The sequence below is a fragment of the Caulobacter sp. 73W genome, from assembly GCF_041021955.1.
Lineage (GTDB): Bacteria > Pseudomonadota > Alphaproteobacteria > Caulobacterales > Caulobacteraceae > Caulobacter.
Map to the genome: position 1 here is coordinate 250,217 of NZ_CP158375.1, position 19,702 is coordinate 269,918.

Sequence of the window (19,702 nt, forward strand, 5' to 3'; positions counted from 1 at the left end):
AGAAAAGACCCAGGGGGAACAACATGCGCTTCACCACAGCGACGGCCATGGCCGCCGTCTTCGCCGCTATCGCGGGTCAGGCCTGCGCCGAGATTTCCAGCGCCGTCCGTCAGGAAACCGCCAGCGTCGCGGGTCTTTCCCAGCCGGCGGAACTGATCGTCGATCGCTGGGGCATCCCCCATATCTACGCCGCCAACACCCGCGACGCCTTCTTCCTGCAAGGTTGGAACGCCGCCCGCGACCGGCTCTGGCAGATCGACCTGTGGCGCAAGCGCGGCCTGGGCCGCCTGTCCGCCAGCTTCGGCCCGTCCTATGTCGAACAGGACCGCGCCGCCCGCCTCTTCCTCTATCGCGGCGACATGGCCGCCGAATGGGCCGCCTACGGCCCCGACGCCAAGACGGCGGTCGAGGCCTTCGCCGCCGGCATCAACGCCTATGTCGCCGAGGTCCGCGCGGGGACGAAACCCATGCCGCTGGAGTTCGGCCTCACCGCCAGCCAGCCAGAGACCTGGACCGCCGAGGATGTCCTGCGCATCCGCAGCCACGCCCTGGTCTCCAACGCCGTGCAGGAACTGGCCCGCGCCCGCACCCTTTGCGCCGGCGGGGACAAGGCCGAGCGGCTGCGCCGCCGCCTGGAGCCGGCGCACGAGCTGATCCGCCCCGAGGGCCTGAGTCCCTGCGACGTCCCGGCCGACGTGCTGAAGGACTACCTGCTGGGCACGGCCATGGTCAGCTTCGATCCCATGAAGACCAAGGTCGCCGCCGCGCCCCTGGACTTTGCCGAAACCGCCGACCGCATCACCGCCGAGGGCTCCAACAACTGGGTCATCGCCGGCTCGCGCACCGCCAGCGGCCGTCCCATACTGGCCAACGACCCGCACCGCGCGGTCGGCGCGCCCTCCCTGCGCTACATCGCCCATGTGGAGGCGCCGGGCCTGTCGATGATCGGCTCGGGCGAACCGTCGGCTCCCGGCATCTCCTTCGGCCACAACGGCAAGGCCGCCTTCGGCCTGACCATCTTCGCCATCGACCAGGAAGACCTCTACGCCTACCAAACGGACGGCGACCGCTATCGCTACAAGGGCGGCTGGGAAGCGATGAAGGTGGTCCGCGAGACCATCGAGGTGAAGGGCCAGGCCCCGCGCGAGGTCGAGCTGCGCTTCACCCGCCACGGCCCCTTGTTGCACGCCGACGCCGCCAAGAACCGCGCCTTCGCCCTGCGCACCGTGTGGAACGAGCCGGGCATGTCCGGCTACTTCGCCTCGTCCTGGCTGTGGGGAGCCAAGGGCTGGAGCGATTTCGAAAAGGCCAGCCATCACTGGGGCGCGCCGTCCCTGAACCTGATCTACGCCGACACCGGCGGCACGACCGGCTGGGCCGCCTCGGGTCTGACGCCTGTTCGCAGCAACTGGGACGGTCTGCTGCCCGTGCCGGGCGACGGGCGCTATGAATGGGGCGGCTTCCAGCCGGCCGGCGCCCTGCCTTGGGTCAAGAACCCCAAGGCCGGCTTCTTCGCCACCGCCAACGAGATGAACATCCCGGCCGACTATCCGAACGAGGAGCGCCGCCTCGCCTTCGAATATGGCGACCGATCACGCATCGACCGCATCACCGAGGTGCTGTCCGCCAAGAGCAAAAGCACCCTGGCCGACTCTATGGCCCTGCAGGGCGACAGCATCAGCGTGAATTCCCGCCGCCTGACGGCGCTGCTGGCCGGCATCTCCTCGCCCGACGCCCGCACCCAGAAGGCCATCGACCTGATGCGCGGCTGGAACGCCGACATGGCGGTAGACAGCGTCCCCGCCGCCATCGCCGAGGTCTGGGCGGTCAAGCACATGGCCCCCGCCCTGATCGAGGCCCTTGCGCCAGAGGCCAGGACGGCCATGGGCATCCCCACCCAACACGCGATCCTGTCCACCCTGGAGGAAATGCCCGCCGCCGAGCGCGCGCCGATCCTGCTGAAAAGCCTGGCGCCGGCCCTGGAGGAGCTGACCGCGCGCTTGGGCTCCGACATGAACAGCTGGCGCTGGGGCCGCCTGCATCTCGCCCGCTTCGAGCCCGCCGCCGCCGTGCTGGCCGACAAGCAGACCGCCGAACAGATGAGCGTCGGCCCGCTGGCGGTCCCCGGCTCAGGCTCCACCCCGCACGCCGCCGGCTATCGCTTCAGTGATTTCCGCCTGACCGCCGGAGCCACGGTGCGGCTGGTGATCGACGTGGGCGGCTGGGACAATTCCATGGCGATCAACTCGCCCGGCCAGTCCGGCGACCCGTTCAATCCGCACTACCGCGACCTGTTCCCCCTGTGGGCGGCCGGCGAATACGTCCCCCTGCGCTACACCCGCAAGGCGGTCGAGGCGGACGCTGAGACGGTGATCAGGCTGACGCCGGCGAAGTAGTGCTCAGCCCTCTTCGCCGTCCTCCTCGCCAATGGCGGCGGTGACCAGTTCGCGCCAGACCGGATCGCTGTCGTCCACCAGGTCGACATCCTCCAGCAGGGCGACCGCGCCGCCGCCGTCGGGGGTCACCAGGCCGAGAACCTCCATGGTCTCGCCGTCCTCGGTCTCGTGCGCCTCGGCCTGGACGGCCACGGCGGCCTCCTCGCCGTCGTCGCCCCACCAGATCACCGGCTGCGGCAGGACCATGTCGATGGGCCGGCCGTTCTCGGTGTCGTCCAGGGCGAAGATGGCGCGCTTGGCCTGCACGTCCTCCAAGGTCGCGACGGCGCCGACGAACGGTTTCAGCCGCTTCCAGTCCTCGACGTCATAGCCGCCCTCTTCGAACAGGGGCTCTTCAGCGTCGTCGATCATGGTCATGCTCCGCGGTGCTCTGGCGACGACCTAAACTTCTGGCGGTCGGCGTCCACAAAAATCTCGCGCCCCCTGTCGGGCCGAGTTCGCCCCGAGCGTCCTCAGGGTGTCGAACAACAGGAGACGCCCGATGCCTGATGCAGCCCAAGCCCAGACCCTGGAGCCCGTAGAAGTCAAAGGCGGCGTCGTCGCCTATCTATGCGTGGATGGCGCCGGCAAGGCCGCCGCCTTCTATGAAAAGGCCTTCGGCGGTGTGATCGCCGCCCAGTATCCGCCGGACGAGAACGGCAAGACCATGCATATCCATATGTACATAAACCGAAGCTCGGTGATGCTGTCCGACGCCTATCCCGAGCACGGCCATCCCTTCGTTCCTATGCAGGGCCTCACCCTGATGCTGCCTGTCACCGACATCGCAACCTGGTTCAAACGCGCTGTCGACGCCGGGGCGGAGGCGAAGCTCGAGCCGCAGGTCATGTTCTGGGGCGACACCTACGGCGAGTTGAAGGACCCGTTCGGAGTCACCTGGAGCATGAACCAGGCGGCTTAGAATCTTTTTTCCTGCCCCGTAGCGAAGCGTACGGGGGAGGTGGCGCGGCGCGCAGCGTCGTGACGGAAGGGGCGCTCCTCCTGAATCGCAGCTAGCGCCCCCTCCACCACCCTTCGGGCGGTCCCCCTCCCCCGCAAGCGGGGCAGGAGAAGAAGCCTCACCCGCCCCCAATGAAGTGGACGATCTCTATCCGATCCCCGTCCATCAGCGGCGTGTCGGCATAGATCGAGCGGGGCACGATCTCCAGATTCCGCTCCACGGCGACCTTGCGCACGTCCAGTCCGAGCGAGACCACGAGGGACGCCACGTCCTTCACGTCTTCCACCGCACGCTGTTCGCCATTGATCATCAACTGCATCGGATCGCCTCGTTTGAGCCGCAAAGCTTGTGACCCCGTCTTTCGGGGGATACAAGACGGCGGAATTGACCGCGGGGCCGAATGTCCAAACCGATCTATGTGCTGAGCGGGCCCAATCTCAACCTGCTGGGCCAGCGCGAGCCGGAGATTTATGGGAAAGACACCCTGGACGACGTGCGCGCGCGCTGCGAAGCCGCCGCCGGAGCCAAGGGGCTGAGCGTCGTTTTCCGTCAAACCAACCATGAAGGCGAACTGATCGACTGGGTCCAGGAAGCCCGCACCCAGGGCTGCGCCCTGGTGCTGAACCCGGCCGGTTATGGTCACACTTCCGTGGCCCTCCTCGACGCGCTCAAGACTTTGGCTATACCCATTGTCGAGTGCCATCTTTCCAATCCGGCGGCGCGAGAGGATTTTCGCCGTCACACCTACGTTTCGCTCGCGGCGACGGGAGTCGTTTCCGGCTTCGGCGCGGCGAGTTATGAACTGGCTATAGCGGCCGCGGCCGGCCTCGTCGGCGCCGCCTGACCCGCACGGCCAACAGAACAAGGTCTAATTCCAAAATGTCCACGCCCAAGGCCCCAGCGGATTCCATCGACGCGCGTCTGGTGCGCAAACTGGCCGACATCCTGTCCGACACCGGTCTGACCGAGATCGAGGTCGAACAAGGCGAACTGCGCATCCGCGTCGCCCGTGAGGTGACGACCGTCGCCGCCGCCCCGGTCGCCTACGCCGCCGCGCCTGCTCCGGTCGCCGCGCCGGCCCCGACCGCCGCTCCGGCTGTCGCCGCCGCCCCCGCCGCTGAGGCCGCTCCGGCCGCCGCCCGCGGCGACGCCGTGAAGTCGCCGATGGTCGGCACCGCCTACCTGGCCCCGCAGCCGGGCGCCGACAACTTCATCAAGGTTGGCGACAAGGTCGCCGCCGGTCAGACCCTGCTGATCGTCGAAGCCATGAAGACCATGAACCCGATCCCGGCCCCCAAGGGCGGCACGGTGGTCGAGATCCTGGTGGGCGACGCCCAGCCCGTCGAGTTCGGCGAGCCGCTCGTCGTCATCGAGTAGCGGTCATGTTCGACAAGATCCTTATCGCGAACCGCGGCGAGATCGCCCTGCGGGTCCACCGCGCCTGCAAGGAAATGGGCATCGCCACCGTGGCGGTCCATTCCGAGGCCGACCGCAACTCCATGTGGGTGCGCCTAGCTGACGAAAGCGTCTGCATCGGCCCGGCTCCGGCGGCGAAAAGCTACCTGAACATCCCGTCGATCATCGCGGCCGCCGAAATCACCGGCGCCCAGGCGATCCACCCGGGCTATGGCTTCCTGTCCGAGAACGCCCGCTTCGCCGAGATCGTTGGCGCGCACGGCTTCACCTTCATCGGCCCCAAGCCCGAGCATATCCGGGTCATGGGCGACAAGATCACCGCCAAGCAGACGGTGAAGGACGCCGGCATCCCGGTCGTTCCGGGCTCCGACGGCGGCGTCGCCACCGTTGAAGAGGCCCTGGCGGCCGCCGAGCACATCGGCTTCCCCGTGCTGATCAAGGCCGCCTCCGGCGGCGGCGGACGCGGCATGAAGGTCGCCCTGGACCGCGAGTCCCTGGGCGAGGCTGTCGCCACCGCCCAGGCCGAGGCCGCCGCGGCCTTCGGCGACGGCACGGTCTATATGGAGCGCTACCTCCAGAAGCCGCGCCACATCGAGCTTCAGGTCATCGCCGACAGCCACGGCAACGTGGTGCACCTGGGTGAACGCGACTGCTCCCTGCAGCGCCGCCACCAGAAGGTGCTGGAAGAAGCCCCGTCGCCGGTCATCGACGCCGCCGCCCGCGCCAAGATCGGCAAGGTCGTGGTCGACGCCGTGCGCGCCATCGGCTACCTCGGCGTCGGCACCATCGAGTTCCTGTACGAAGACGGCGAGTTCTTCTTCATCGAGATGAACACCCGCCTGCAGGTCGAACACCCGGTCACCGAAGCCATCACCGGCATCGACCTGGTGCGCGAGCAGATCCGCATCGCCGCCGGCCTGCCTCTGTCCTTCACCCAGGAAGACGTCGTCTTCGAAGGCCACGCCATCGAGTGCCGCATCAACGCCGAGAACGCGCGGACCTTCACCCCCTCCCCGGGCACGGTGACGGACTTCCACGCCCCCGGCGGCCTGGGCGTGCGCCTGGATAGCGCGATCTACGCCGGCTATTCGATCCCGCCCTACTATGACAGCCTGATCGGCAAGCTGATCGTTCACGGCCGCGACCGCGCCGAGTGCATCGCCCGCCTGAAGCGCTGCCTGGGCGAGGTGGTCGTCGGCGGCATCGAGACCACGACGCCGCTGTTCCAGGACCTGCTGAACCAGCAGGACATCCTCGACGGCGACTACAACATCCACTGGCTGGAAAACTGGATCAAAGCGCAGGCCTGACGTGGACGCGTTCACGGTCGAGGACCTGATCGACTGTTATCGTCGGGGCATCTTCCCCATGGCGGACGCCCGCGACGATGACCGCGTCTTCCTCATTGATCCGGAGCGCCGGGGGGTCCTGCCCTTCGAGCGCTTCCACGTCCCGCGCCGTCTCGCCCGCACCCTGCGCGGCGAGCCCTTCACCATCCGCATCGACACCGCCTTCGACGCCGTGGTCGAGGCCTGCGCCGAGGCGCGGCCGGACCGGCCGGAGACCTGGATCAACCATCCGATCCAGATGATGTACCGCGAGCTGTACCTGCAGGGCCTCGCCCACAGCGTCGAATGCTGGCGTGACGGCGAACTGGTGGGCGGCCTCTACGGAGTCTCTCTGGGCGGCGCGTTCTTCGGCGAAAGCATGTTCAGCCGCGCCACGGACGCCAGCAAGGTGGCCCTGGTCCACCTCGTCGCGCGTCTGATCGCCGGCGGTTTCGTCCTGCTGGACACGCAGTTCCTCACCGACCACCTGGCGCGGTTCGGGACAATGGAAGTCCCCCGGGACAAGTATCGCCGGCGGCTGGAAGCCGCCCTGGCGGTGGACGCCGACTTCTACCGCTTCCCGGCCGCGGCGGGCGCGGCCGAGGCCTTGCAGGCGATCAGCCAGGCGTCATAGACCGGATGCTCCAGCGGGCGCACGCCCGGCGAGGACGCGTACATCCAACCCCGGAACACGTTGCGGATCGCTCCGACGGGGCGGCCATGATCGTCGCGGCTCTGCGACACTACCTGTACATATGCGGCGGCGTCAGGCGTGGCCTCGTCCGGCGCGCTGGTCTCGCATGCGCGCACAGTGAAGATCAGGTTCTTGTAGCGGATCGGCTGACCGATCGGCGCTTCGAAGCGCATCGTCTCGGCGGTGATCTTGTCCAGCGCCTGCATGATCGCCACGCCAGAGCGGCCGCGCTTCAGCGGCTCATCGGGCTTGGGAGCGATGGCGGGCTTTTCAACGACCGGCTCGGCGGGCGCGGGGGTGACCACGGCCGGCTCGGCGGCCGGCGCGGGCGGCAGCGGCACCACGGCGATTGGCGGCGGCGCTTCCGACGCGGGCGGCGGGGCCGGAGCCGTGGCGGCCGGCGGGGCGACCTGGGCCGCCGGTGGGGCGGCCGGCTGGGCGTTGCGGGGTTGGTTCTGCTGAGCGACAGCCAAGCTTGCGGCGGCGGCCGACAGCAACACCGCGCCGCCGACGATGATCCGCGCGGGCTTCAAGCGCCTTACTCCGGCGACCAGGCCTGATAGTCGCCGGTCGCGGCCTGCCGCTCGCCGCCGCGCGCGATGGAGCCCTTCGGGCGCCAGGCGTGGACGGTGCCGGTCAGGTTGGGCAGGTGATCCTTTTCCCATTCCTTGCGCGGCAGCGGCTGGGCGGTCGGGACCTCGTCCAGGGTGTAGTGCAGCCAGCCGTGCCATTCGGCCGGCACCTTCGAGGCGTCGGCATAGCCGCGGAAGATCACCCAGCGGCGCTTGCGGCCCTTGTCATAGCTCTCGCGATCGTCGCGGGCTTCGAAGTAGCGGTTGCCGTACTCGTCCGTGCCGACCAGGCGGCCCAGGCGGCTGACGGTGAAGCGCAGGCCGACAGTGCCTTGGTTCCACCAAGTGAAGATCGATTTCAGCAGGTTCAGCACGCGGACGGTCGCTTCCGAAAACAGGGGCGTAACATCCGCCGGGCGGCGGACGCGCGCGGAATATAGGCGGGGCGTGCCGCAGCGTCCAGCACGTCGGCCAATCCAACATCTTGGGGATAAGCCGCCGCAAACCCCAACATCTATTGATCGCGGCGCAGCCGGACACTAGCCTTTCGCCGGCATGGTGAATGGGAGAGTCGCTTCATGCGGTTCGTAAAGCGTCTTTCGGCCAACGGTCGTGCAGCGGAGGTCGAGCTTCGCACGGTCGAGACCGCGGACGCCCTCGCGGGAATCCTGGCTCCCAAGAGCTGGTCCGACGCCCGCGTGCAGGCCTGGATCGACTGGGCCGCCCAGCTTCCCCACGACCTGCCCAAGGCCGACACGCCCAAGGCCCTGATCGCCGAATCTCCCGCCGGCGCCCTGCTGGCCGGCGGCCCCGACCGCTACGCCCGCCGCCTCGCCGCCCACGGCCTGGCCCAAGGCCTGTTCGCCAAGGCCGCCGACGCGCAGGTCTTCCGCGAGGAGCTGTTCGCCGCCCTGGCGCTGGGCCTCGTAGCCCCCGCCGCGCTCTCCGCCGCGCCGCGTAGCGAGACCGTCGCCCTCGACGACCTGGAATTCACCGCCGCCGCCGGCCGTCACGTGGCCGATGTCCGCGCCGCCGCCTGCGCCGAGCGCGCCGCCCAGCATCTGGCCGGCCGCCTGGCCGCCGTCTCGGACGCCGTGATCCGCTGCGAAGGCGACGCCGCCGCCTGCGCCGATCCGCGCCGCAACACCGCCCTGGCCCGGGCCGCTCGAGCCGCGCGGGAAGCCGGCGCCGACGACGCCCAGATCGCCGACGCCATCCTGCTGGCCCGAACCGGCGCGGCGACCGTCGCCCTGGCTTCCCCCGCCCTGGCCGCTCCGTCGCGCCTGTTCGTCTTCGCCAGCCGCAAGGCGGTCGAGGCCGCCGAACCCGCCGCCCGCCGCGCCGCCCAGACGGGCTGGGAGACGGGCCGCCTGACCCTGGCCTTTGATCCTCTCGACGCCGCCGCCCTCACCGCCACCGCACCCCGCGCCGCGATCGACGTCCGCGGCTTCACGACCGAGGCCGGCTTCGACCTCGACGGCTTCTCCCATGTGGTCCGCCTGTTCACGGCGGCCCTCGAGATTGAGCGCGCCGCCGCCGGTTTGAGCGCCAGCCGCATCGACCTGACCTTGGCCGGCTTGGGCGATTACATCGTCGGCCTCGGCCTGCCCTATGGCGCCGATGAAGGCCGCAAGGCCGCCGCCGCCGTCTATGCCCTGCTCGCGGCCGAAGCCTTCCACGCCTCCGCCGAACTCGGCGCCGCCCCGGTGAGCGAGGACGACCGCGCCGCCGTGGCCGCGACCTTGCGCAAGCGCGCCCAGGCCGCCCGCAAGCTGAAGGGCGACATCGCCGCCCGCGCCGGCACGCTATTCAGCACCGCCGCCGATCACCCGGAAAAGCTGGCCCACGCGTCAGTCAGCGCCCTGTTCGACGACGCCGACCTGGCCCTGCGCCTCGGCGCACCCCTGGGCGCCGCGCCCTGGACCGGCGCCATGACGGTGTCCGAGACCGCCGACGGCGAGATTGTCCCCGTCCTGTCCGACGCCGCCCTCAATGGCGCGGCCACCCTGGGCCTCAAGGATGACCTGCGCGCCCACGCCCTGGGCGTCGGCGACCTGCGCGAGGCTCCGGCCATCGACCATGCCGCGCTGGAGGCCAAGGGCTTCACCGCCCACGAGGTCGCCGCCGCCGAAGCGATCCTGCCGCTGGCCGGCTCCCTGCGCGCCGCCTTCGCCCCGGCTGTCATCGAGGCCGGCTTCGTTTGCGACGTCCTCGGCGCCGACGGCGATGCGGTCATGGACCCGGATTTCGACACCCTGGCCTTCGCCGGCTTCACCGCCGCCGAGATCGCCGCCGCCGAGGCCCACGCCCTGGGCGCCCGCCGCCTGTCCGACGCCCCGTTCCTGGGCGAGAAGGCCCAGTCGGTGTTCGCGGAGCCGACGGAGATCGCCCTGCCCGCCCGTCTGGCCATGACGCAGGCGATCGAGGCCTTTGTCTGCACGCCCGCCGTCTTCGCGCTGGAGCTGGATTTCGCCGACACCCCGACCGAGGCCGCGCGCCTGCAGGCCGCCGCCGCCCGCGCCGGGCTCCGCGCCCTGCGCCTGACCCGCGCCGCCGCCCCGGCCAGCTTCGCCCTCGACCTGCCCGAGATCGAGGAAGCGCCTCGCCGACGCCTGGAGGCCGCCCCGGAGGTCCGCGAGCGGATCGTCGAGAAGATCGTCGAGCGCGACCGCTCCCGTCGCAAGCTGCCCGACCGCCGCAAGGGCTACATCCAAAAGGCGGCCGTCGGCGGCCACAAGGTCTACATCCACACCGGCGAGTACGACGACGGCGAATTGGGCGAGATTTTCATCGACATGCACAAGGAAGGCGCCGCCTTCCGGTCGCTGATGAACAACTTCGCCATCGCAGTCTCCATCGGCCTGCAGCACGGCGTGCCCCTGGACGAGTTCGTCGAGGCCTTCGTCTACACCCGGTTCGAGCCGGCCGGCCCGGTGACCGGCAACGACTCGATCCGCTCGGCCACCTCGATACTCGACTACATCTTCCGCGAGCTCGGCGTGTCCTATCTGGACCGCGACGACCTGGCCAACGCCGACCCGTCGGAGTTCAACGCCGACGGCCTGGGCGTCGGCAAGAACGCGCCGGAGGGGGGCGAGGACGAAACGCCGCAGCCGGCCTCCAAATTCATCTCCAAGGGCTTCTCCCGCGGCGCGGCACCAGACAACTTGGTCTTGCTGCCCTTCGGCGGCCGCAAGGCTGAAAGCCCTACTACGGCGGGGGTTTCCGCTTCCATGTGCGCCTCATGCGGTGATCAGGCCGTGGTCCAGCGGGGCGGAATGGCCGTCTGCGACACCTGCGGCGCACAGGCCGGACGATCCGACGGCGGGGCCATTAACTCGAATTAAGTGGCGCCGCAGCAGGGGCGGGACCAAATGGGACCGTAACCGCTGCTGGAGCGTATGTAATGTCGCGTACCGCCTTCGCCCTCTCCGCCCTGATCCTGCTCGCCGCGAGCGGGAACGCGCACGCCCTTGCGCCGAATGGGGAAAAGGACGTGGCCCGCATGATCTCGCTCAGCGGGTCGTGCAGCGGATGTGATCTGTCCGGCAAGAAGCTGCTCAACGCCCGCATCAACGGGGCCAACTTCCAGAGCGCCAAGATGGTTGGCGCCGACATGCGCGGCGCCAAGATCGTCGGCTCCAACTTCGCCAGCGCCGACCTGTCGCGCGCCGACATGCGCGGGGCCTACATCATGGGCGCCAACTTCCAGTCCGCCGAGCTGTCCGGCGCCCAGATGGAAGGCATCGAGGCTACCGGCTCCAACTTCGTCAGCGCCAGCCTGCGCCGCGTCGATCTGCGCAGCGCCGAGCTGCGGGGCGTCAACTTCACCAACGCCGAGCTGTCTGAAGCCGACCTGCGCCACGGCGAGCTGCACGGCGTGGTCCTGGTCAAGACCAACGCCAGCCGGGCCGACTTCCGCAATGCCGAAATGAACGGCTCCAACCTCAGTGGCGGCGACTTCTCCAATGCCGATTTCCGCAACGCCGACCTGACCGGCGCGGTCTTCAACGGCGGCGACTTCCGCGGCGCCAGCTTCCAGAACGCCGACCTCAGCGGCGTCTCGCTCCACGGCGCCGACCTGTCGCGGGCAAAGGGGCTGACCCAGGACCAGCTCGACGAAGCCTGCGCGAACGGCAGCACTCGCCTACCCTCCGGTCTCAGCGCCCGCGGCTGCACCCGTCATCGCCGGATCGTCATCGACGCCGCGGAGGCGGGCCGCATCAAGGCCGAAGCCATGGCCGCCGCCGCCGAGGCCCGGGCCAACGCCGCCGCCATGGTCCGCGCCGCTCCGCGGCCGCCGGCTCCGCCCAAGCCGCCGCGCAACTGATCCCCAAGCTTTGCGCCCAAAGAAAAACCCTCCGGCCCGCAAGCCGGAGGGTTTCTTGTTTCAGGCTGTCGCCGATCAGGCCTTGATCGGCGGGGCCGTGCGGATATGCAGCTCCTTCAGCTGACGCTCCTGCACCTCGGCCGGGGCGTTCATCAGCAGGTCCTGGCCCTGCTGGTTCAGCGGGAAGGCGATGACCTCGCGGATGGCGACCTGCTCGGCCAGCAGCATGACGATCCGGTCGATGCCCGGAGCCAGACCGCCGTGCGGCGGCGCGCCATAACGGAAGGCGTTCAGCATGCCGCCGAACTGCTCCTCGACCACTTCGGCGCCGTAGCCGGCGGTGGCGAAGGCCTTGAGCATGATCTCCGGCTTGTGGTTCCGGATCGCGCCCGAGCACAGCTCGTAGCCGTTGCAGACGATGTCGTACTGATAGGCGCGGATGGTCAGCGGGTCCTGGGTCTCCAGGGCCTCCAGACCGCCCTGCGGCATCGAGAACGGGTTGTGCGAGAAGTCGACGCGCTTCTCTTCCTCGTTCCACTCGAACATCGGGAAGTCGACGATCCAGCAGAACTTGAACTGGTTCTCGTCGACCAGCTTCAGCTCCGTTCCGACACGGGTACGGGCCAGGCCCGCGAACTTGGCGAACACGGCCGGGTCGCCGGCCACGAAGAAGGCCGCGTCGCCCGAGCCGAGGCCCAGCGATTCCATCAGGGCTTGCGTCGGCTCGCCCAGGTTCTTGGCGATCGGACCGCCCCAGCCGCCCTGGTCTTCCGACCAGAACACATAGCCCAGGCCCGGTTGGCCTTCGCCCTGCGCCCAGCTGTTCATGCGGTCGCAGAACGCGCGGCTGCCGCCCGTCGGCGCGGGGATCGCCCACACCTGGTTCTTCTCGTCCGCGCCCAGGATCTTGGCGAACAGGCCGAAGCCGCCGTCACGGAAGTGCGCCGAGACGTCCTGCATCTTGATCGGGTTGCGCAGGTCCGGCTTGTCGCTGCCGTACCAGGCCATCGACTGGGCGTAGGTCAGGCGCTCGAAGCCCTTGTGCTCGAACGATTGGCCGAAGTCGTTGGTGAAGGTGTGCGAGCCCGAGATCGGCGAAACCGGCTTGCCGTTCGAGAATTCCTCGAAGACGCCGTGCATCACCGGCTCGATGGCCGCGAACACGTCTTCCTGGGTGACGAAGCTCATCTCGACGTCGAGCTGGTAGAATTCCAGCGAACGGTCGGCGCGCAGGTCTTCGTCGCGGAAGCACGGGGCGATCTGGAAATAGCGGTCGAAGCCCGAGACCATCAGCAGCTGCTTGAACTGCTGGGGCGCCTGCGGCAGCGCGTAGAACTTCTCGGGATGCAGGCGCGACGGCACCAGGAAGTCGCGCGCGCCTTCCGGCGACGAGGCGGTCAGGATCGGCGTCTGGAACTCGTTGAAGCCCTGCGCGAACATGCGGTTGCGGATCGACTGGATCACACGGCTACGCAGCACGATGTTCTTGTGCAGCGTCTCGCGGCGCAGGTCGAGATAGCGGTGCTTCAGGCGGATCTCTTCCGGATAATCCGGCTCGCCAAACACCGGCAGCGGCAGCTCGGCGGCTTCCGACAGCACCTCGACCGCCTTCACCCGAACCTCGACCTCGCCGGTCGGCAGGCCGGCGTTCACCGTCTCGGCCGAGCGGGCGATCACTTCGCCGTCGATCTTCAGCACGCTTTCGGTGCGCAGGCGCTCGACCACGTCGAAGCCCGGGGTTTCCGGGTGCAGCACCAGCTGGGTCAGGCCGTAGTGGTCGCGCAGGTCGATGAAGACCAGACCGCCGTGGTCGCGCTTGCGATGGATCCAGCCGGACAGGCGCACCTGGGCGCCGGTGTCGGAGGCGCGGAGCTGGCCGCAGGTATGAGAGCGATAGGCGTGCATGAGGGGCGTCGGAATCTTCAAGAAGGCGCTGATTTGCGAGCCGCGGAAGGGCGCATGACAGGCCGGTGATGTCAAGGTTTCGGGGGCGCCGAGAATGGCGGAAGCGCCTAGCATCCATCGACAGGTTCAGGATGACGACGCCAGCGAACACCCACCTTCGTCATGCTGAGCGGGAGCGAAGCGACCCGTCGAAGCACGCAACACCGCCCCAATACCTCCCCTCCACCCAGCCAGCCCCCGCCTCTCAAGACAAAACCCGCCCTGCGAACCGCTCTCAGAAGCCGCCTGCTCGTCCACAACTTGGCGAAGTCCTCCACACCCCGTCGCAGGGAGGACATCGACCTGCCACAGAAGTCCCGTTAAGGTCAGAACGTAATTAACGACTTGGACGTCAGCGCGTTTGGCTCGGCAACTAAGACTGAAGCTTAAGAGGCCTCCCTCCTTTGCGCGGGAAGACTTCGTGACGTCTCCCACCAACAGTGAAGCTTTGCGCGCGCTCGAACTCCTGGCCTTCCTGGCACGGCGGTTGCCTCGCCCTGATCGGCCCCGCCGGCGTGGGCAAAAGCCATCTGGCCCGCGAATGGGCCGCCCGCGTCGACGCCGTCGCCCCCACCCGCAAGGAGCCGGCGGACCTGGCCTCCCTGCCCGGCCGTCCCGTCCTGCTGGAGAACGCCGACAGCTGGGTGACCGACGAGGCGATGTTTCACCTGATCAACATGGCGGCCCAGCACGGCGGTTCGCTGCTGCTCACCTCGCGCACTCCGCCGATGGAATGGGCGGCCCGCCTGCCCGACCTGCGCTCGCGCCTCAACGCCATGCCGGTAGCGGAGATCGAGGAGCCGGACGACATCGTCCTCGAAGGCGTGCTGCGGAAATTCTTCAGGGAGCGCAACATTCGCCCGGCCGAGGACGTCTACCCCTACCTGCTGCGCCGCATGGAGCGCTCGGTCCCCCAGGCCTTGGAGATCGTCAAGAAGCTGGATGAGGCGGCCGACGCCGAGCAAAAGGCGATTTCTCGCGTCCTCGCGCGGCAAATTCTTGAAAACGACACGGAAAACTTAGAACTTTTCGAGTGAATGGCTTCGACGACAGGCGATTGAAGCCCTTGAGAGCGTGACATGACCGATGTGATCCAGACTGCCCCGACCGAGCCCCAGCAGGCGCTCGACGAGGCCTTGCTGGGGTCGCCGGACCGCTTCATCAACCGCGAACTGTCCTGGCTGGCCTTCAACCGCCGGGTGCTTGAGGAGAGCCAGAACCCCCGCCACCCCCTGCTGGAGCGCCTGCGCTTCCTAGCGATCTCGGCGGGCAACCTCGACGAATTCTACATGGTCCGCGTGGCCGGCCTGAAGGGCCAGGTCCGCGAAGCCGTGCGCGCGGTCAGCCAGGACGGCCTGACCGCCGCCGAGCAGCTTTCGGCCATCAACGAATCGGCCGCTGAACTGATGGCTGACCAGCAGGCGATCTGGAGCCAGATCCGCGCCGAATTGGCGTCCGAGAACCTGACCCTGCTCGACGCCAAGGACGTGACGCCCCGCGACCACGCCAAGGCCGAGGAAATCTTCCTCTCGCGCATCTTCCCAGTGCTGACGCCCCTGGCCATCGACCCGGCCCACCCGTTCCCCTTTATCCCGAACCTGGGTTTCTGCCTGGCGCTCAAGCTCAAGCGCGTTGGCGACGGCAAGTCGCTTTACGCCCTGGTGCCCGTCCCGGCCCAGGTCGAGCGCTTCTGGCAACTGACCGAGCAGTCCAGCCGCTCGCGCAAGAGCGAACGCCGGATCATCGCCCTCGAATCCCTGATCATCCTGTTCCTCGACCACATCTTCCCCGGTTACGAGGTCGAGGGCCGCGGCCTGTTCCGCCTGATCCGCGACAGCGACGTGGAAATCGAGGAAGAAGCCGAAGATCTGGTGCGCGAGTTCGAGGCGCGCCTGAAGAAGCGCCGCCTGGGCTCGGTCGTCCGCGCCAAGCTGCAGACGGCAATGCCGCAGGACCTGCGCGACTTCATCATCGAGGGCCTGCGCGCCGAGCCGCAGGATGTGGTTCTGGTCGACGGCAAGCTGGGCCTGGCCCAGATGACCCAGCTGATCCCGTCGCACCGGCCGGAGTTGAAATTCCCGCCCTTCCAGGCCCGCTTCCCCGAGCGGATCCGCGACCACGGCGGCGATTGCTTCGCCGCCATCCGCGAGAAGGACATCCTGGTCCACCACCCGTTCGAAAGCTTCGACGTGGTGGTCCAGTTCCTTAAACAGGCCGCCCGCGACCCCAACGTCCTGGCGATCAAGCAGACCCTGTACCGGACCAGCGCCGACAGCCCGATCATCGCCGCCCTGATCGAGGCGGCCGACAACGGCAAGTCCGTCACCGCCGTGGTCGAGATCAAGGCCCGCTTCGACGAGGAAGCGAACCTGAAATGGGCCAAGGACCTGGAGCGCGCCGGCGTCCACGTCGTCTTCGGCTTCGTGGAGTACAAGACCCACGCCAAGGTCAGCGTCGTGGTCCGCCGCGAGGGCGACCAGCTGCGCACCTACTGCCACTTCGGCACGGGCAACTATCACCCGCAGACGGCCAAGGTTTACACCGACCTGTCGCTGTTCACGACCGATCCGGCCATGGCCCGGGACGCGGGGCTGCTGTTCAATTTCATCACAGGCTACGCCCGGCCCGAACGGCTGGAGAAGCTGTCCTTCTCGCCGATCACCCTCAAGGACGATCTGCTGGGCATGATCGCCCGCGAGGCGGAGAACGCCCGCGCCGGCAAGCCCGCCGCCATCTGGGCCAAGCTCAACAGCCTGGTGGACTCCACGGTCATCGACGCCCTCTACGCGGCCAGCCAGTCGGGCGTGGAGATCGACCTGGTCATCCGCGGCATCTGCTGCCTGCGCCCAGGCATCAAGGGCCTGTCCGAGAACATCCGGGTCAAGAGCATCGTCGGCCGGTTCCTGGAGCACTCGCGCGTCGTCGCCTTCGCCGACGGCCATCCGATGCCCAGCGCCCACACCCGCGTCTTCATCTCCTCGGCCGACTGGATGCAGCGCAACCTCGACCGCCGGGTCGAAAGCCTGGTGCCGATCGAGAATCCGACCGTCCACCAGCAGGTCCTCAACCAGATCATGGTCGCCAACCTCAACGACGAGGCTCAGTCCTGGCGCCTCGACGCCGAGGGCGAATACGCCCGTGATCCGGCCTGGAACCACAAGGGCGCCTTCTCCGCTCATGATTACTTCATGACCAACCCCAGCCTGTCCGGCCGGGGGGCGCGTGTGAAGGACATGCCGCGAGCCTTTGACCACGTGGGCCCGCGCGGCTAAACGCGTCTCAAGGATCGCCCTCCCCGGCGACGCCAGGAGCAATTTGTGCTGACGACCCGCGGCTTTCGGGACAACTGGCTGACGCCCGCGGCGCGCCATTCGGCGACGTCCGAGGCCGCGCCTCAGGATGCGGCCGTCATCGACATCGGCTCCAACTCCGTCCGCCTGGTGCTGTACCGGCTGGAAGGCCGGGCGATCTGGACCATCTTCAACGAAAAGGTCCTGGCCGGCCTGGGCCGCGACCTTGCCGTAACCGGCAAGCTGTCGCCCGAAGGCTCCGCCGCCGCCCTGGCCGCCATCCGCCGCTTCCGGGCCGTCCTGGACGCCGTGAAGCCCGCCCAGACCTTCGTGGCCGCCACCGCCGCCGTCCGCGACGCCACCGACGGCCCTGACTTCCTGCGCCGCATCAAGGCCGAGGCCGACTTCACCGTCCGCTTGCTCTCGGGCGAGGAGGAAGGCCGCTACGCCGCCCTCGGCGTCCTGGCCGGCGACCCGACGTCCCAGGGCGCTGTCGGCGATCTGGGCGGCGCCAGCCTGGAACTGACCCGCCTGGGAGCCACCGGGGCCGGCGACGCCGTCTCCCTGCCGCTGGGCCCGTTCTCGCTGGGCCTGACCCAGAGCTTCGACTACGGCCGCGTCCGCAAGGCGGTCGACGCCGTCCTGGCGCCGGTGACCAAGCGCTTCCGTACCACGGACTTCCACGCCGTCGGCGGCGCCTGGCGCAACCTGGCTTTGATGCACATGCGGATGAGCGGCTATCCGCTGCAACTCGTCCACCAGTACGAGATGACCCGCGCCGAAGCCTTGGGCGCAGCCCGTTTCGTCGCAAGCCAGTCCAAGGAATCGCTGGAGCGTATTCCCGGCGTCTCCAAGAAGCGCGCCGAGACCATGCCCTACGCCGCCGTAGTGCTGGAGGCGCTGATCGAGCGCCTGAACGTGCAGACGGTCGCCCTGTCGGCCTTCGGCCTGCGCGAGGGTCTGCTGTTCGAGGCCATGCCGCCAAAGATCCGCATGCTCGATCCCCTGGTCGAAGGCTGCGCCACCCTCGGTGTCCACGACTTCGACGACACGCTGGAATCGGCGCTCGAGGCCTGGGTCGCCCCAGCCTTCGCCACCCTGCCCCCGCTGTTCGGCGACCGCGATCCGGTCCTGCTGGCCGCCGCCTGCCGCCTGGGCAACCTCGGGGCGCGCCTGCATCCCGATCATCGCGCCGACCTTGTCTTCGAGCAGGTTCTTCGCGCCCCGGTGGCCGGCATGAACCACGCCGAGCGCGGCTTCCTGGCGGCGGCGTCCTATGCCCGCCACAGCGGAACCTTCAATCCGCCCGAGCCGGAGACCCTGGCCCGCATCCTGTCGCCTGAGCGCACCCGCCGGGCTCGCGCCCTTGGCGCCGCCATCCGCTTGGGCAGCGACCTGTCAGGCCGCAGCGCGCCCCTGCTGGGACGCTCGCACCTGACCATCGATAAGGGAACGGTGCGCCTCAGCGCCGAACAGGGCTGGGCGGACATGCTGCTCGGCGAGCAGACAGCGAAGCGGGCCGGGACCCTGGCTCAGGTCCTCGGCCTCAAGCTTCAGATCAGCTAGGCCTTTGGGGCCCGGCGGACCTCGACGACACGAACCCGGGCGCCGTCCAGCACGAGAGCCAGTTCGCCCCGCTTCAGCTTCAGGGCGTCAGCCCCGAACGCGTCATAACGCCAGCCCTTCAGGGCCGGAGTGTCCGCATCGTCGTCAGCGGCGATCTTGTCCAGGTCGGAGACGGTGGCGATCAGCTTGGACGCCACGCCGGCGTCCTCGGCCCGCGCCTTCAGCAGCACCTTCAGCAGCTCGACCACGGCGCCGGCGTTTTGCGGCGGCGGCGGGCCGCGCTCGATCACCGGAGCATAGCCTTCAGGGTCCTGCAGGGCGGTCTTGATCGCCGCCAGGAGGTCCGGGCCAAACTTGGAGCCGGAGAAGCCCTTGGGCACGCCGCGCAGGCGATCCAGGCCCGCCGCGTCGGTCGGGGCCTGGGCGGCCAGTTCGTCGATGGCGTCATCCTTCAGGATGCGGCCGCGCGGCTGGTCCCGGGTCTGGGCGGTCCGCTCGCGCCAGGCGGCGACGGCGCGAAACACGGCCAGGTACTTCGCCTGCGTCTTGCGCGGCTTCAGGCGACGCCAGGCCTTTTCCGGATCGACGTCGTAGGCGGCCGGGTCGGTGACGGCGGCCATCTCCTCCTCGACCCAGGCCAGACGGCCGGACTTCTGCAGCCGCTCGCGCAGCATTGGGAACAGCTCGGCCAGGTGCGTCACGTCGGCCAGGGCGTAGGTCAGTTGCGCCTCGGTCAGCGGCCGGCGGGCCCAGTCGGTGAAGCGGCTGGACTTGTCCAACTCGATCTTCAGCATCTGGCGGACCAGGGCGTCATAGGCGATCTGCTCGCCGAACCCCGCCGCCATGCCGGCGATCTGGGTGTCGAACAGCGGCCGCGGCATGGCGTCCAGGTTGTTGAAGATCTCCACGTCCTGACGGGCCGCGTGGAACACCTTCAGGATGCTCTCATCGCGAAGGACGTCCAGGAACGGCGTCAGGTCGATCCCTTCGGCCAGCGGGTCGATAACCGCCTCGGCGGTCGGCGTCGCGGCCTGGATCAGGCAGAGCTTCGGCCAATAGGTCGTCTCACGCATGAACTCGGTGTCCACGGCGACGAAGGGCTGGCCTTTGATCTGATTGCAGAACGCCGACAGCGCGGCGGTGGTTGTAATGGGCTGCATCGAGCC

17 protein-coding genes are annotated in these 19,702 nt (G+C 68.7%); 11 read left to right on the plus strand and 6 right to left on the minus strand.

From position 1 onward, the window contains the following. Positions 1-23: 23 nt before the first annotated feature. Positions 24-2,396: a penicillin acylase family protein gene (locus tag ABOZ73_RS01180; RefSeq protein ID WP_369060040.1), complete on the plus strand. Its 2,373-nt coding sequence runs from the start codon at positions 24-26 to the stop codon at positions 2,394-2,396. 3 nt (positions 2,397-2,399) lie between these two features. On the opposite strand, the gene ABOZ73_RS01185 is transcribed toward ABOZ73_RS01180, so the two are convergent. Further along, positions 2,400-2,807, minus strand: coding sequence for a hypothetical protein (locus ABOZ73_RS01185; protein WP_369060041.1), 408 nt, complete (start codon positions 2,805-2,807; stop codon positions 2,400-2,402). Positions 2,808-2,937: 130 nt separating this feature from the next. Between ABOZ73_RS01185 and ABOZ73_RS01190 the strand changes: the two genes are divergently transcribed. After that, complete coding sequence (locus tag ABOZ73_RS01190) at positions 2,938-3,357, plus strand: VOC family protein (protein ID WP_369060043.1); 420 nt, start codon at positions 2,938-2,940, stop codon at positions 3,355-3,357. Between the two features lie 157 nt (positions 3,358-3,514). Here ABOZ73_RS01190 and thiS read toward each other — a convergent pair whose 3' ends face one another. Beyond that, a complete protein-coding gene (gene thiS / locus ABOZ73_RS01195; protein ID WP_369060044.1) occupies positions 3,515-3,715 on the minus strand; it encodes a sulfur carrier protein ThiS in 201 nt (66 codons plus the stop codon). An 81-nt stretch (positions 3,716-3,796) separates the two neighbouring features. On the opposite strand from thiS, the gene ABOZ73_RS01200 reads away from it, so the two are divergent. Genes ABOZ73_RS01200 through aat form a run of 4 tightly spaced genes read left to right on the plus strand, consistent with a single transcriptional unit; the run spans position 3,797 to position 6,774 of the window. After that, positions 3,797-4,240: a type II 3-dehydroquinate dehydratase gene (locus ABOZ73_RS01200; protein ID WP_369060046.1), complete on the plus strand. Its 444-nt coding sequence runs from the start codon at positions 3,797-3,799 to the stop codon at positions 4,238-4,240. 35 nt (positions 4,241-4,275) lie between these two features. Beyond that, positions 4,276-4,773 (plus strand): acetyl-CoA carboxylase biotin carboxyl carrier protein, encoded by a 498-nt coding sequence (gene accB / locus ABOZ73_RS01205; RefSeq protein ID WP_369060048.1) that lies wholly within the window; start codon positions 4,276-4,278, stop codon positions 4,771-4,773. Positions 4,774-4,778: 5 nt separating this feature from the next. Then, positions 4,779-6,122 (plus strand): acetyl-CoA carboxylase biotin carboxylase subunit, encoded by a 1,344-nt coding sequence (gene accC / locus ABOZ73_RS01210; RefSeq protein ID WP_369060050.1) that lies wholly within the window; start codon positions 4,779-4,781, stop codon positions 6,120-6,122. Between the two features lie 58 nt (positions 6,123-6,180). Continuing rightward, a complete protein-coding gene (aat, locus tag ABOZ73_RS01215; protein WP_369062587.1) occupies positions 6,181-6,774 on the plus strand; it encodes a leucyl/phenylalanyl-tRNA--protein transferase in 594 nt (197 codons plus the stop codon). Here the strand turns inward: aat and ABOZ73_RS01220 are convergent. After that, positions 6,711-7,367 (minus strand): DUF2155 domain-containing protein, encoded by a 657-nt coding sequence (locus ABOZ73_RS01220; RefSeq protein ID WP_369060051.1) that lies wholly within the window; start codon positions 7,365-7,367, stop codon positions 6,711-6,713. The genes aat and ABOZ73_RS01220 overlap by 64 nt on opposite strands. A gap of 5 nt (positions 7,368-7,372) precedes the next feature. Next, a complete protein-coding gene (locus ABOZ73_RS01225; RefSeq protein WP_369062588.1) occupies positions 7,373-7,771 on the minus strand; it encodes an NADH:ubiquinone oxidoreductase subunit NDUFA12 in 399 nt (132 codons plus the stop codon). Positions 7,772-7,984: 213 nt separating this feature from the next. Here ABOZ73_RS01225 and ABOZ73_RS01230 point away from each other — a divergent pair, with 213 nt between their 5' ends. Beyond that, positions 7,985-10,753, plus strand: a complete 2,769-nt coding sequence (locus ABOZ73_RS01230) for a ribonucleotide reductase (protein ID WP_369060052.1) — start codon at positions 7,985-7,987, stop codon at positions 10,751-10,753. 59 nt (positions 10,754-10,812) lie between these two features. Then, positions 10,813-11,736 (plus strand): pentapeptide repeat-containing protein, encoded by a 924-nt coding sequence (locus tag ABOZ73_RS01235; RefSeq protein ID WP_369060054.1) that lies wholly within the window; start codon positions 10,813-10,815, stop codon positions 11,734-11,736. Between the two features lie 75 nt (positions 11,737-11,811). On the opposite strand, the gene aspS is transcribed toward ABOZ73_RS01235, so the two are convergent. Beyond that, positions 11,812-13,641 carry an aspartate--tRNA ligase gene (aspS, locus tag ABOZ73_RS01240; RefSeq protein WP_369060056.1) on the minus strand — a complete coding sequence of 610 codons (1,830 nt, stop codon included), beginning with the start codon at positions 13,639-13,641 and terminating at the stop codon, positions 11,812-11,814. A 479-nt stretch (positions 13,642-14,120) separates the two neighbouring features. On the opposite strand from aspS, the gene ABOZ73_RS01245 reads away from it, so the two are divergent. From ABOZ73_RS01245 to ABOZ73_RS01255, 3 genes are all read left to right on the plus strand, one after another. Continuing rightward, entirely contained in the window at positions 14,121-14,717 is a 597-nt protein-coding gene (locus tag ABOZ73_RS01245; RefSeq protein WP_369060057.1) for a DnaA/Hda family protein, read from the plus strand. 42 nt (positions 14,718-14,759) lie between these two features. Next, complete coding sequence (locus ABOZ73_RS01250) at positions 14,760-16,952, plus strand: RNA degradosome polyphosphate kinase (RefSeq protein ID WP_369060059.1); 2,193 nt, start codon at positions 14,760-14,762, stop codon at positions 16,950-16,952. 78 nt (positions 16,953-17,030) lie between these two features. Beyond that, entirely contained in the window at positions 17,031-18,536 is a 1,506-nt protein-coding gene (locus ABOZ73_RS01255) for a Ppx/GppA family phosphatase (protein WP_369062589.1), read from the plus strand. Here the strand turns inward: ABOZ73_RS01255 and rnd are convergent. Further along, positions 18,533-19,696, minus strand: coding sequence for a ribonuclease D (rnd, locus tag ABOZ73_RS01260; protein ID WP_369060060.1), 1,164 nt, complete (start codon positions 19,694-19,696; stop codon positions 18,533-18,535). The two genes, ABOZ73_RS01255 and rnd, sit on opposite strands and share 4 nt — an antisense overlap. Between the last annotated feature and the right edge of the window lie 6 nt (positions 19,697-19,702).